Source organism: Clostridium sardiniense, from assembly GCF_019753795.1.
Taxonomy (GTDB): Bacteria; Bacillota; Clostridia; order Clostridiales; family Clostridiaceae; genus Clostridium; species Clostridium sardiniense.
The window spans coordinates 17,350-31,291 of the sequence record NZ_JAIKTU010000015.1; the positions used below are offsets into that span (position 1 = coordinate 17,350).

Here is a 13,942-nt window from a genome sequence, read left to right on the forward strand (position 1 = left end):
TACAACGTAACTTTTAGTTAATGTCACGATTCATATAACATAGGAATTGCGCTTTATACTAAATATAAATTTATATTTAAATACTATTATTTGATTATATTATGGGAGGTAATATGGAAAATATTAAAGTAATACACAAGTTTCCTAGACCAACACAATACAATGAACTAAGAAAATCCGTAGGTTGGAATCCACTACAAACTAGTAAAGTAAAACTAGGGTTAGAAAACTCTACTTATTGTATTTGTATAGAAAAGGAAGATATTTTAATCGGTTTTGGAAGAATTGTAGGAGATGGTGCAACAATATTTTATATACAAGATTTAATGATTAATCCGCTATATCAAAAACAGAATATAGGAACTTTGATTATGAATAAATTAATGGATTATATAAATAACCATTGTGATGATAATTCATTTATTGGATTAATTGCATTAAATGAGTCAGATAAATTTTATAAACAATTTGGATTTACATATCATAAAAATAATAATTTTTATAGATATAAACTTTAATTTAAAATCAGAAAATATAATTCAGCATTCTCTAAAGTATGAATTTCGTACTTTATAACGAGGGAAAAATTGCTCTCGTTAAAATTAGATAGCGCAAATTTCGCACTTTCTCCACTTATGGGGAATATGCTAATTATTTATAGCGACATATCCGTCTCCACTTATTACTAATTTGTAGTGATATTAACTTATGCCACTACAACTAAGGTCGAATGTTCGACCCCAAATTACTATTTTATACAAGCGACTAAATTCGTTGTCTGTATAGTATTTACGGTGCATTTGCCCTGTAATATAAAAATCCGCTATCGTTTTTATATCGATAGCCAATATTAAATTTAAGCCGAGGGAATTTTCCCTCTGAGCTATCATTAAACTAACCTACTATAAGTCAGTTGGTTTTTATTTTTAAAATAAAATGTAGTTATCTTGTTTCAATACATAATAACTACACTTTAAACACCTTCCCCATTTTGGAATATGCTCTCGGAAGTTTTACCGAGTCCACTTTGATATAAATTGGATAGCTGGAAATTCCCGCTTTAAAGGTTCAGTAAAAACCTTTTGAAATTTGCACTTTCAAGGTCTCTTGCTGAAACCTTCATCTTAAAGACGAACCCTTATGAGCTTTCGCCACTAATTGCGAAAATACTTAAATGGGTAGTACCCACTTTAAATGTGAAGGGTCGTTAATATTATTTACCACCCTTTATAAAGAATGTAAATATCTTTACGTGGTTCCCCGATATTATCGGGTAAGCTCTATAAGGTTCCCTACTTTAAGTCGGTAAGCTACTTTTAACTAGGTACGAATTCCGTACTAAACTTATGTGCTTATAGTAATAGCGTTATTTAATTGGGTATGTACTTTAAGTCCATAGGTTACCAAATAATATTGGGTAAGCTCTTTAGTTTTTCCTCTTCAAAAGGAATACTATTTAACTACCACCAAATTGGCGTTTTCATTTTCCTATGAGTAGTAAACCACGAGGGGTACAAAAATTATTTGTTACCATTTTAAAGAAGACCCGAAAAGTTGGGTCTTGCATATTTAAATATAAATCTCGGTCGATTTGAACGACTGACTTTTAAAAGGTGGTATTTTACCTCTTTTGATGAGTGGAAATCCCCTTTTTCCTAAAACCGCTATAATCGGTTTTAAATTATTCGAAGTGCTTTAAAAACACTACGATTTTAATAAGGTTCATTACTACGTGCAACTTTTGGTGCACACTTAAATCTCTGTCAATTTTAATGACTAACTTTAAATCTTAAAGTCGTTATAACCGACTTTAGAAATTTAATTATTATATGAATTTTAGATGTTAATTAAATTGACTACAAAACTCCAAATCCTTCCAACAGATTTAGAAAACTAGGTGAACTAAAATCACCCAGTTTATATATTAATTTAAGCTTTATTTTATAGCCTAAAAGAGGTTTTATATATTATTACTACTCAATACACCTTTAATGTATTTTTCTCTTCTATGCCTTTAATTTAATAGTTAAATATATTTACTTTAGAAGTCCTCATTTAGGACATCTGTTTTATTGGACGAACTCTCGTCCACACAAATTGTTGGAAATTAATTTAAAGGTTAAACACTATATCAAAAGTTCCTCATGAAGAGGTAGGCTACTTATTTTTGCAAACCTATTGTTTAAAGTGCAAATTACGCACTTTTGACTTTTATCAAATCATTCTCTAAGTTCTTTATAGTCACTTAGACTTTCTGCAACAAGTGGCAGAAAACTTTTATATTGAGGGTAGCATTTATTACCCTTTAAGTTCTTCCCCAACTTATTGGGAAAATATATTGTAGTGATAAATACTATATATCACTACATTCGGAAAACTGTTTCCGAAATCCAGAAGTCGTTAAATAATCCAATCCTTCAAAAGGATCAGGTTAATTATTCGGCAAAAGTGTCGAAGATAAACTTTATTGCTACTTATGATAACGCAATATCGATATTATCGAAGTTGTATAAATTCTCTATTACTAATTTATTTGTAGTGATATACCTTTTACCACTACGTAATTATGTAGTTATTTCAATATAAAACAAAGTAACTACTATACTAAAGAATTGAGGTGATATTATGTCAAGAAAAAAAGGGAATGGTGAGGGTTCTATATCTAAATATGAAAAGAATGGAATAACTTATTATAGAGGATTTTTAACTGTAGGTAGGAATGAAGAGGGAAAATTAATAAGAAAATCTTTCAATTCTAGAAAAAAGCAAGATGTTGTTAATGCTATGACTAATTATAAAAGTAAAATGTTAAATAGTGAGCTTTCTAGCAACGATAAGATAACATTGGCTGAATGGTACCATACTTATATATTTGAATTTAGAAAGAATGATTTAAAGCCTTCTACCTTTGAAAGATATTACAGTATATATAAAAAGTATGTTCTTGATTCTCCTATAGGTAATATAAAACTTGTAGATTTAAGAACTATGGATATACAACAATATTACAATAGACTATTGGAATTAGATAAGAAAACGCCATCTGTTGTAAGTACAATAAATAGATACTTAAACACTGTTTTACTTGAAGCCGTAAAGCAAGAAATAATAAAAAAAGCTTATTCTAAATTAGTAAAAATACCTAAAGTTGAATATAACAGTGATTATTCTGTATTATCTCTTGAAGAACAACGACAATTCATTAAAGCTATACAAGAACATAAATTTAAATGTTTATTTCTTATGGCTCTTGGTACTGGATTACGTGAAGGTGAATTACTAGCTTTAAAATGGATTGATATTGATTTTGTAGAGAATACTGTATCAGTAAGCAAAACTATAAAAAGAGTACCTATAATCGAAAAAGATGGCTCTAGGAAGTATAAAATAGTAGAGCAGGAACCTAAAACAAAAAGCTCTATAAGAATCGTTCCTCTTCCTAATAATATAGTTTCTGAATTAGAAAAATATAAATCAAAGCAAAATATAGAAAAATTGAAAAATAGAGATATATACAATGATATGAATTATGTATTTAGTGATGAATTTGGTAACCCATTAGAAAGTAAGCGCCCAAATAGGAATTTTCAGAGCGTTTTAAAGAGTATAGGTATAAAACCTATAAAGTTCCACTCATTACGTCATACATACGCTACTAGATTATTTGAACAAGATGTTCCAATAAAAACTGTTCAGAAATTAATGGGACATAAAGATAGCAGTACTACACTTGATATATATACTCATGTAATGCCTAGCGAAAAAATTAAAGCAGTAGATAAAATAAATAATTTACTTAGTATGTGAGCCCTGTATTTATGGGCTTTTTCTTTCGTAAAAAGTAGTGCAACGGTAGTGCAACCATAATGAAAAACTATGTTATTTCATGCACTTTCACTACTTTTAGAAAATTAACAAATGGCTTATTTACTTGTTTTGCAATGATATGCACTTTTATTGCTTACCTACTAACCATATCCCACTGGTGGCACCAAATAAAAACACTTAACTCGTAAAGCATTGAAAATACTTACTTTCAAAGTTTTACGAGTTTATTTTTCCTTGAAATTCGTGCAACAGTTGTGCAACTATAATAACTTTTAAAATTAAAGAAGAGGTTCTTTTTTATCTTTTATTTCTATTCATTATCACACATAATTAATAAACCTTCTTATTGTTAAAACTTCCCTTAACAAGTTTTGCTCAACAAATTACCCCTTCTACTTTATTTTGGGGATTTTTTTGTGATGCAATCTAAACTCACCCTATTACAAAACTCTTCTAAATTCTACTGGTAGAAAGTATATTTCAATGCATATAAAAAGAGCTCTCATAATTAAAGAGCCCCTATATTTAATATTATATCTTCCTTTGTATTTGCTTAATTATACGAATCATGCTTAAATTCACACTATATTTTCATTAATTTATGTTTTCAGTTACTCTATCTCATTCATAATCTCTTTTATTCTCATATCATATATATAATTGCTATAAAATAAAAATATAACAACACTCAAAATTAAACTACTCATTATTATTACTCTGTCACATGATTTTTTACAATTATCCATAGCTTTTCTATTAAGTATACCTGTAAAAATATATATTATAAAAAATTGAGATGAATCTGAATTTACTGAATAAATCAGCATAAAGAAAATACATATATTAAAAAATACCATTATAGGTGCAATATTATCTTTTAATATCTCTTTTAAATTTTTCACCTTTATACTATCTATATTAAAATTTATGCCTATATAAAACCCTAATGAATTTAATATTATATCATTCACATCAAATGCTCCAAATCTAAATATGCACTGTATAAATTCAATTATTAATATATATGTAAAGAAAACTATCATATACTTATACTTAATTTTACTCTTATCTCCAAATCTATGTATTATATATACTCCAATTGGTATATATGCCCCTATATTTCCAATTGCCATAATCAATGAACTAATTGAATCCATATGCTTTATTAAATCAAAAATATTCAAATTATAATATATATTCTCCAAAATATAAGGTTTCTTAAAAAACGTTATGTTAATTATCAATATAACATACGCTACAAATAAAACATCAATATCTTTTTTTAATATCTTTTTTCTGAAAATTATAGTTATAATAGCATACACACCTATTGCAATACTTATTCTAAGAAAAATAAAACTAATTAAGTTTAGTTTCTCAAATAATGAATCCAGTAAGTAATAACACAATACTTGAGAAATTATTATGGCAAATAAAATATAAACAACTTTTTTCTCATATTTTCTCATATATTCACTCCTTCATAAAATTAATAATTACTAATGTATATTCAACAAAAAATAAATTAATCCTCTAACTTTTTTTATTCTTATAATACTTAATTAATAACTGCTCTACCTCTTCCATAGTATAATATTTATTCTTCTTATCTCTAAATACTATTCCTAGATTTATATAATATTTAAATACTGTATACACGCTTACTTTAACATACACAGGATTAGTGATTTTTCTTTTATTACTAACCCAACATTGCGTTAATCCTAAATCTTCTACATATACGGAGCACTTATCATATTCTTTATTATATATAGCTTTTAAATACGCCTCTTCTCTCTTGTATACATCTTTTAGACTTAATCCCATATCTTCAATTCTCTTCGTCATTAATTCTGTATGGTCCATTTCTATCCTCCTCAATTTATAGAGTGTTAAATACTTTACTCCCATATATAAATAAAAGGATATGAAATTTATTCATACCCACTCATCAATATTACATTAATCTTAGTATTTTAAAATATTTACTCTAATTTCCATCTAAACATATTTTATTCCAACAGTATAATTTTATCATATTTTTACAATAAATTGCAGTCTTTTAATTATCTACTACTTATATTAGTATTTAATTATCAATATTTTATTAAAAAGGAGGACTTTTTATGAAAAACAAAAATAACTTTATAAAATTTATCGCTATAATGATATTATTTAGTCTCTCTTCTCAAGTAACTGCATTTGCAAGCAATATACCTCCTTCAAATAATGATATTATAGCCTACATAGACGGAATAGGTTTAACTAAAAATGATATAACTAAAGATGGGGAAATAAAACATCCCTAAAGCAATGCCCAGGGCTAATATAAGTGGCGGTGGAGGTGCTACTAATAGGCTTCCTTCTGGTAAAAGCAGTGCTCTTATTCAAAAACGACTTGGTGCTCCAAGGTTTTCACAACAAGTAGATGATTATTATATGACAGTATCACAAGCAAAAGATGCAGCATATGCATTAAACTCAAGCACAGTTATTAAAACTGTTGCTAGTACAATAGTTTCTAATGTTATTGGTTCAGTAGTTAAATATGCAGCCAAGCCTTATAGTTATGTAACTATGTTTTCTGCATTGCCTAGAATAAGTTCAGCTACAAAAATTAATAATTTAACAAAAAGAAATAAAAAGGTTCGATTAAGAATAATAAAAAACCCTAACGGTACTTTCTATAACGTAAGCGAATGGGATGGTAAAACCTTAGATTTTAAATTAACAAATACCAACGTTACTAAAGAAGTTATTTTTAATAAACAATATAGGTAGGTGATAATATGTTTAAATGTTGTAATTGTGACTATAAATTTAAATGAAATGAAGTTAAAAGACTAGAAACAGCTTGCCCAAGTATCAGATGTCCAAGATGTAGGACTTTAAATAAAGAAAGCTCCATGAGTAAATGGCTTAAGAGGATATTAAATATCCTAACTCTATTTATAGGCTACATACTTTGGTTTAATATATCTGAAAAAACGGCTATATTTATTATAATTTTATGGGGAATATTTTTATTTAAAGGAACCCCTATACTAACAACTTTAAAAAAAGCTGATTAAAGAAGAGGGGGCAATCTCTCTTTTTTTGTTAATTATATTAACACCCCCTATATTTAACCTTAACAAATTATATTATATATAAATAAAAGGATAAGAACTTTAATCTTACCCTTACATTAAACTATCTATATCTATCTTAGTATTATCTAAAATACTTACCATTTTCTTTATTGCTCTTGGCTTTATCCTTTTCATACAATGACATTCTGAATAACTAACTATACTCGCTATTTGCTTCCATGTTAATTTTTCTTTACTTAAATATCTTAACTCTATAACTTTCTTATCTACTCCATTAAGACTATCTATACATATATCTAACATATTTTTAAGTCTAATAGCTTTATTCAAGTCATTATTTAAATTTAATAATTCCTCTTCTTTAGAATATTTATTAGCTTTAACTATATCTATTTCTTTATTGAGAAACTCTATTCTATATGATAAATTATTATATTCTATAAGAGCTCTTTCAATTCTTTTAAATAAATCTGTACTTTTCACATTATCACCACACTAAAGTTTATATATTTCTAACCATTGTATAAACTATGCCCATTCTCTTTCATAATCTAATTTTCTTAATATAGCATTAAGACTTCTATCATACTGAAATCTTTCTTGTATCTTCTTCCTACCCCATACGCTATTTCTTATTTTTCTTATTGCCTTATCTTTAGTTTGTCTCACTTTCATAGAAGAGGTTTGTAATATATCTGCTATCTCTTCCATAGTTATTGGGTCCATATCCCAACCATAATATAATTTTAATATTTCTCTCTCATGTAATGTATTACTATTTCTCATAACACTCTCAAGTTCTGCTCTTAACTCACTTAAATATATCTTCTCCTCTAAATTTTCTATACAGTTTTCTTTGCTTTCAATACAGTCTATTACTTCGTTCTTTTCTTCATTTCCTGCAGGTACATTAAGGCTCATTTCATCATTAGTATCTCTATTAGTTAAAAATCTACTTATTTTTGAATATATCCAATGAAAAGCATAGGTAGTAAATAATGCTTTCTTTTCATTATTAATATCATATTTATTACAAGCTATCATAAAACCTATATTACCCTCTTGTATTAAATCGTCTTTATCTATAGAATTTATTCCCTCTATATAAAACTTATTTACTATCTTATATATAAACTTCTGATTTTTCTCTATTAATTGCTCTAAAGCCTTTTGGTTTCCTTGTTGATATAATACAACTAGTTCCTCATTAGTCATTTAATTCACCTCTCTTTTTATATCAATATCTGTCAATATAAAATTAATTTAAATACTAACATTTATATTTAATATCTCTTAGTTCAACTTTTCTTTATAAAATACTATCATTCTCCATCATTACATCTTAGGTTTTCTTAGGGTAACGTTACTTTTTAATGTTAGCATTTGTTAGCATGAATTTCTTTTTTATACTAGCATTTACAATCATAAATACCCTTTCTATACTAGGTTTTACTAGGTTCTATGTTACCCTATATAGAGCTTTAACCCTTATAATTTCATTGTTGTACTCCGTTACCTTTCAATGGAGTACAACGTTCCTTTTGACGTACTATATCGCAATGCCTTTTGTTAAGTAAGCCTAATAATATCAATAACTTTAAGTACTTTCACATTACATTTAATATTAAGTTTTATCTTAGGTTTTCTTAGGGTGCATTCCTTTTAAATACAACTTTCATACATATATTAAAACTTCTATTTTTCAAAGGTTTCACTATGATATTGCACTCATTTTATACGCAACGTTTTTGTATGCAACGTTCGTTATTTTGTGTGCAACGTTCACTATTATTTATTCATTCTTAAATAGACTAAATTAAGCCATCTTTTATTACGTTCTTCTTGCCAATATATAAGCTCTTTAATTAATTTATAATATGTGGCCCATCTCATGTATTTAGGCTTTAAATAATTGCTTGGTATTGAATCACCAGTATAGTAATTAATATCATGTTCCAGTTTTAATTTATTTAATATCTTATCTATTTTTAAATCACAATGCTCCATTCCTTTTCTATAAGTATTAGAACTTCTATATTTAAGTTCTCCACACTCTCTACACTTCCAATTACCATTAACATAATAAATATACTTTCTAGAACTTAGACACCATGGGCATAAGAATAACCTCTTATCTCCATAGTTATTTTTGTGCTTTTCTATTCTTATATGGGTATTATTTATACTAATTTCACTATCTTTTATAGTTAAAACGCTACCTTTTAATACACTTGAATTAAACTTAAATTGATTTCCTTTAAGCTTTAAAACCTCGTCTATATCTAACTTTAGACACTCATCTGTATACTTCATCAATTAATCACCTTCTTATATACGCGAGAACTACTAAATAGTAAGTCTTTTTATGTTTTTCCTATAATAAAAGCCACTATAACACCTTAATGTCATGTGGCTTTTTATCAATCGCAATTTTGGACTTGAAAGAAGAGGTCATCACTTCATATATCCATTTTACTATACGTATTTTATTTATGTAATGTGGTTATTCAATATTATATTCTAATAACTACATTATTTACAAGTCTATTAATTAAAACTATACCCAACTATCATAGGAATAAATAATTCCATAATAAAAAATAAAATTAAATCTATAAATATTATTGATATTACTATATTACAAATACATTTTTTCTCTTGCTTTCTCAAATTATATCCCCTATCGTAAATATTTTTTGAATATTTTTAATATTCAGTGTATTTAAGGTTAATATTACATGAACTTATTTATTATGTAAATATAGATTCTTAAAAATTTTATGTATTGAACGTTTTATTAATATAATACTAAGATTTTATTAAGATTTATTTCATACCTTATTTATTGTTTATATTTTAATTTTAAAATATAATTTATTAGTACAGTATTTCAAAAGAACTCACTTGTTTTTTTATTTAATGTTTTAAAGTGAGTTCTTTACTAAATATAAACTAATACTTAAAGATAGTAGTTTTTTGTTCGTATATTCTCACTAAAGCTACTATCTTTTTTATACATAAATATAAAATACTATATCAAAACAGGAGGCATAAAACTATGAATTTTAATAAACCCATAAAATATAAAGACATATTAATATTTGTTATATTATTTTTTATAGGATATAAGATAGTTGATAATTACCCAGTGTATTTATCAATTTTAAAAAAATTCCTTACACTTCTTACCCCATTTCTATATGCTTTGATTTTCGCATATATCTTAAACCCTCTTATGAAACTCATTGAACGAAAATTGAAATTAAAGAGATGTCCAGCAGTTGGATTAACCTATCTTATTATTTTAGGGATTTTGATAATTATAGGTATATATGGAATTCCTTCAATCATAGATAGCATTATTTCTATTACTAAAGAAATACCGAGTTATATAAATACTACACAAGATTGGATTAATTCAATCCTTAAAAATGATAAATTCTATGAATTGATGAAAGATGCCGGTGTATTACAAACACTCACTTCATTATCAACAAAAGCCGGAAATATTTTCGTTTATATTTTAGATGGAACAATAAACTCTCTTTTAAGTATAACCTCTAATATATTAATGTTCGGTTTTGGATTTTTAATATCAATCTATATGCTTCTTGATAAAGAAAAATTTATAAAGCAAGCAAAGTTATTAATTATTATAATTATGGGTAAAAAGCAAGGAACTAATATACTTAATATAGGGAAAGTATATAATCACATGATTGGAAGTTATATAGGTATCAAGGCTATAGACTCATTAATAATAGGCATTATATCGCTTATTGGATTATTTATGTTAGATATTCCATACTATATTTTATTAGCCGCTCTAGTTGGATTCACTAACATGATTCCATACTTTGGCCCATTTGTAAGTATGGTACTTTGTGCTCTTGTTGCTGTATTCATATCACCATCGAAAGCATTTGCCGTTATAATTTTCCTACTTGCATTACAACAATTTGACGCTTGGTATTTAGAGCCTAAATTAGTAAGCGGCAAAGTTGGTCTTAATCCATTTTTGATTATTCTTGGCGTAACAATTGGAGGAGGTTTTTTCGGGCCTATAGGTATGATCCTAGCCTCTCCAACTATTGCTACACTAAAAATATATTACGATAAATTTATAAATAATTATAATCCACCATTAAATACTTAAATTAATATTAACTTATGATTCTAATCATCTACTAATATATTTTTATAAGATTTTCTTAAGTTTTATTTCATATTATATCTATATTAATTTCTATTAGACTTATATATAATTAATTTAATCAATTAATGTATTATAAATAAAAACTCATTTATATTATTAAGGAGGCTATTTTTATGAAGAATCTTTCAAAAATATTTACTGAAAAAGATATTTTTAATTTATGTTATTCCGTTCACTTAACAGGCTTAATTGATTTCAACACTTTCCCATCAAACGATTTAGAAGAACGATATTATAACCTATCTATTCATGATAGAGAACATTTAGATAAAATAATTGATAAAATAATTAAACGCCACAAAAAAGCTTTTGAATATTTAGAATCTATTTCAAAACAAAATCATCCTGAAACATTACACTTACTACAAAAGAAATTATTAAATAAAGTTGTTTTAGATTTTAAACTTCTTTGTAATTATAAATCTAATTAATTATACTTTTAATATTATGCATATACTACCTATATCTATTACAGAATGGGTAGTCTTGTTATTTTACTAATATATCCGTTTCCTCACGTCTTATATAAACTACCTCTAAACTCCACTAATCATTTATATATCTATTTTAAATGCATTCTTTTGAGTTTGTTCCTTGCTTATCTTTTCTTTTTTCAACTTCAATATCATTTTTTAGAAAAATCTTTTTCTTTATAAAAACCTTTATAAACCCTCATCCAATCCATATTTGAGCCTATTTTTTATTATGTACGATTTATATAAACTGTTACCTCTTCAAAACTCTCCTAATATATTGATTTTAAAGACTTTATAGACATTTGATATTATATACCAATGTACTTAACTATTCTATTAATTTAAACCACATCTCTGTTATGTAAATATAATTTACTTATAATTTTACATATTGTATAATTCACATTTTATTAATATATTATTAATATTTTTTTCAGTATTATTTGTCAATTAATTCATTATTAATTTAGTTTATAATTTATAATTGAATTATAAACTAAATTTTTACAATTTAATTGTGGAGGTGTACATTATGAAAAATACTAAATTAACCGCTTTAATTTTAACTGGAATAATAACTGCATCTATTACATTCCCATCTATTCAAGCTAGTGCACAAACATTCAATACAGTCTCTTCTAACGATTTTGTACATAGAAATTTATCACCACAAGAACTAGACGAATTAAATGATTGGATGAATAGCTTAAAAAACGATTTTAAAAATGAAAAACAAAAAAACGTAATTCAACCTAGAGGTCCTGGAAGTTTAATAGTTTTAAAAGCTGGACAATGGTTAATGAAGAATTGGCCAAAAGTAGTTGCAAAAGCTCCAACTTGGTTAAAACCCTATTTAAAATTCTCTTTTGCTGGCAAAGTTATCGGTAAATATATGGAGATCTCTACTACTATTGATCATCTTGTTTGGGGTATTTTAAGAGATCTAATACCTAGGTGGATACCCGATCCAATTGTAGGTGGTTTAAAAAATGTAATAGTAACAATAATTCCATTGTAAAGGAGAATTTATGAAAAAATTTTTATGGTATAACATTGAAAAATTAAAAACTGACATTGACTACTTCTCAGTTTCATATATATCCCTTATATTTATTCAATTACCACTTTATAGCTCGTTCTTTAGAAATATAAATTTATTTTCAGATTTAGTATTAGGGATAATTTCTAGTTCATTCTTTCTTTATATGACATTTACAAAAAAAGATTTCACATTAATAGATGTTTTTAAAAATTTATTTTTCTAGTAATTTAAAAAATTCTCTAAATTTAAACAGTAAAGTGAGGAAAATAATATGGAAAGAAAATTATTTAAAATTGAAACTTTGGAAAATGAACATATCCAATGGAATATCAAAGTTATATCATACGAAGGCGAAAGTAGTCCTTATAGAATTTTAAGTGATAAAAATGAAATACTAGTATTAGATAAATTTAACTATACAGTATTTCATGCTATTTATTCAGATAGTAAACTAGATATCTTATCTAAAGATCCTAACTTAACAATAACGTTAGAAAATAATGATTTAGTAATCTTCAATGATGAGATTGAATAATTTAACAAAATTAAAGGTAATGAATATTTTTCTTTTTCCTTTAAACAATCTATTTATAAACTCATAAATAAATATGATATAATTTACTTATAAGCAATTTAAATATGCTTAGTATACAAAAATACTGCTACAGGAGCTTATATATCAAAATCCTTCTAGCAGTATTTTTGTTTAAAAGTATTTATATTAGTTTCCCACTAATCCAATATCCTTCAATGGCCATATTATAAATTGCGCTTTTCCAATTATATCACTTCCACCTATATACGGATCCTTCCAAAATCTCGAATCATAAGAATTATTCCTGTTATCACCTAAAAAGAAATATTCATTGTCTGGAACCTTGTATGTACCTTCAAACTCCATAGGATTTTTAATATATGGCTCGTCTAACATTTCACCATTCACATATACGGACGTTCCTTTAAATTCTATTTCATCTCCTGGTAATCCTATAAGCCTTTTTACTAGTATCTCATTTAATTCATTAGATTTAAATATCACAACATCTCCTCGTTTTAAATTGCTAGGGTTATATACTCTAGTAACTAATAATCTATCTCCTACATTTAAAGTTGGTACCATTGATTCACTTGGTATGTACGCAGTAAATATTATAAACTTATTTATCAATACAGCTATTACTATAACACCTAAAATCTCTATTATATTTTTTATAATATTCCTAGACTTTTTCTCCAAATCAAACTCACCTCTCAATAATATTTTATTAAATTATATTACTAACTAACT

Annotated in this window: 15 protein-coding genes; 9 read left to right on the forward strand and 6 right to left on the reverse strand. The window is 26.1% G+C overall.

Annotated features, from left to right (window positions below):
• Positions 1-113: 113 nt before the first annotated feature.
• Together K5V21_RS16005 and K5V21_RS16010 are read left to right on the forward strand one after the other, a co-directional pair.
• Positions 114-518, forward strand: coding sequence for a GNAT family N-acetyltransferase (locus K5V21_RS16005; RefSeq protein ID WP_221862156.1), 405 nt, complete (start codon positions 114-116; stop codon positions 516-518).
• A gap of 2,107 nt (positions 519-2,625) precedes the next feature.
• Positions 2,626-3,807 carry a tyrosine-type recombinase/integrase gene (locus K5V21_RS16010; RefSeq protein WP_221862157.1) on the forward strand — a complete coding sequence of 394 codons (1,182 nt, stop codon included), beginning with the start codon at positions 2,626-2,628 and terminating at the stop codon, positions 3,805-3,807.
• Between the two features lie 632 nt (positions 3,808-4,439).
• On the opposite strand, the gene K5V21_RS16015 is transcribed toward K5V21_RS16010, so the two are convergent.
• Together K5V21_RS16015 and K5V21_RS16020 are read right to left on the reverse strand one after the other, a co-directional pair.
• Entirely contained in the window at positions 4,440-5,297 is an 858-nt protein-coding gene (locus tag K5V21_RS16015) for a VanZ family protein (protein WP_221862136.1), read from the reverse strand.
• Positions 5,298-5,361: 64 nt separating this feature from the next.
• On the reverse strand, positions 5,362-5,694 hold the full coding sequence (locus K5V21_RS16020; RefSeq protein WP_221862137.1) for a hypothetical protein: 333 nt from the start codon (positions 5,692-5,694) through the stop codon (positions 5,362-5,364).
• A gap of 260 nt (positions 5,695-5,954) precedes the next feature.
• Between K5V21_RS16020 and K5V21_RS16025 the strand changes: the two genes are divergently transcribed.
• Both K5V21_RS16025 and K5V21_RS16030 read left to right on the forward strand, forming a co-directional pair.
• Positions 5,955-6,137 carry a hypothetical protein gene (locus K5V21_RS16025; RefSeq protein ID WP_221862138.1) on the forward strand — a complete coding sequence of 61 codons (183 nt, stop codon included), beginning with the start codon at positions 5,955-5,957 and terminating at the stop codon, positions 6,135-6,137.
• Positions 6,138-6,141: 4 nt separating this feature from the next.
• Entirely contained in the window at positions 6,142-6,609 is a 468-nt protein-coding gene (locus K5V21_RS16030; protein WP_221862139.1) for a hypothetical protein, read from the forward strand.
• A 401-nt stretch (positions 6,610-7,010) separates the two neighbouring features.
• Here K5V21_RS16030 and K5V21_RS16035 read toward each other — a convergent pair whose 3' ends face one another.
• The 3 genes from K5V21_RS16035 to K5V21_RS16045 form a co-directional block, all read right to left on the reverse strand.
• Entirely contained in the window at positions 7,011-7,403 is a 393-nt protein-coding gene (locus tag K5V21_RS16035; RefSeq protein ID WP_221862140.1) for a hypothetical protein, read from the reverse strand.
• A 45-nt stretch (positions 7,404-7,448) separates the two neighbouring features.
• A complete protein-coding gene (locus tag K5V21_RS16040) occupies positions 7,449-8,135 on the reverse strand; it encodes a sigma-70 family RNA polymerase sigma factor (RefSeq protein WP_221862141.1) in 687 nt (228 codons plus the stop codon).
• Positions 8,136-8,708: 573 nt separating this feature from the next.
• The gene (locus tag K5V21_RS16045) at positions 8,709-9,233 is read right to left on the reverse strand and encodes a hypothetical protein (RefSeq protein ID WP_221862194.1); all 525 of its coding nucleotides are present in this window, start codon (positions 9,231-9,233) and stop codon (positions 8,709-8,711) included.
• A 745-nt stretch (positions 9,234-9,978) separates the two neighbouring features.
• Here K5V21_RS16045 and K5V21_RS16050 point away from each other — a divergent pair.
• From K5V21_RS16050 to K5V21_RS16070, 5 genes are all read left to right on the forward strand, one after another.
• Positions 9,979-11,076, forward strand: coding sequence for an AI-2E family transporter (locus K5V21_RS16050; protein ID WP_221862142.1), 1,098 nt, complete (start codon positions 9,979-9,981; stop codon positions 11,074-11,076).
• A 173-nt stretch (positions 11,077-11,249) separates the two neighbouring features.
• Positions 11,250-11,567, forward strand: a complete 318-nt coding sequence (locus K5V21_RS16055; RefSeq protein ID WP_221862143.1) for a hypothetical protein — start codon at positions 11,250-11,252, stop codon at positions 11,565-11,567.
• Between the two features lie 577 nt (positions 11,568-12,144).
• A complete protein-coding gene (locus K5V21_RS16060) occupies positions 12,145-12,630 on the forward strand; it encodes a hypothetical protein (RefSeq protein ID WP_221862144.1) in 486 nt (161 codons plus the stop codon).
• Positions 12,631-12,640: 10 nt separating this feature from the next.
• Positions 12,641-12,877, forward strand: coding sequence for a hypothetical protein (locus K5V21_RS16065; RefSeq protein ID WP_221862145.1), 237 nt, complete (start codon positions 12,641-12,643; stop codon positions 12,875-12,877).
• A 48-nt stretch (positions 12,878-12,925) separates the two neighbouring features.
• On the forward strand, positions 12,926-13,189 hold the full coding sequence (locus K5V21_RS16070) for a hypothetical protein (RefSeq protein WP_221862146.1): 264 nt from the start codon (positions 12,926-12,928) through the stop codon (positions 13,187-13,189).
• A gap of 186 nt (positions 13,190-13,375) precedes the next feature.
• On the opposite strand, the gene lepB is transcribed toward K5V21_RS16070, so the two are convergent.
• Positions 13,376-13,891 (reverse strand): signal peptidase I, encoded by a 516-nt coding sequence (gene lepB, locus K5V21_RS16075; protein ID WP_245000758.1) that lies wholly within the window; start codon positions 13,889-13,891, stop codon positions 13,376-13,378.
• Between the last annotated feature and the right edge of the window lie 51 nt (positions 13,892-13,942).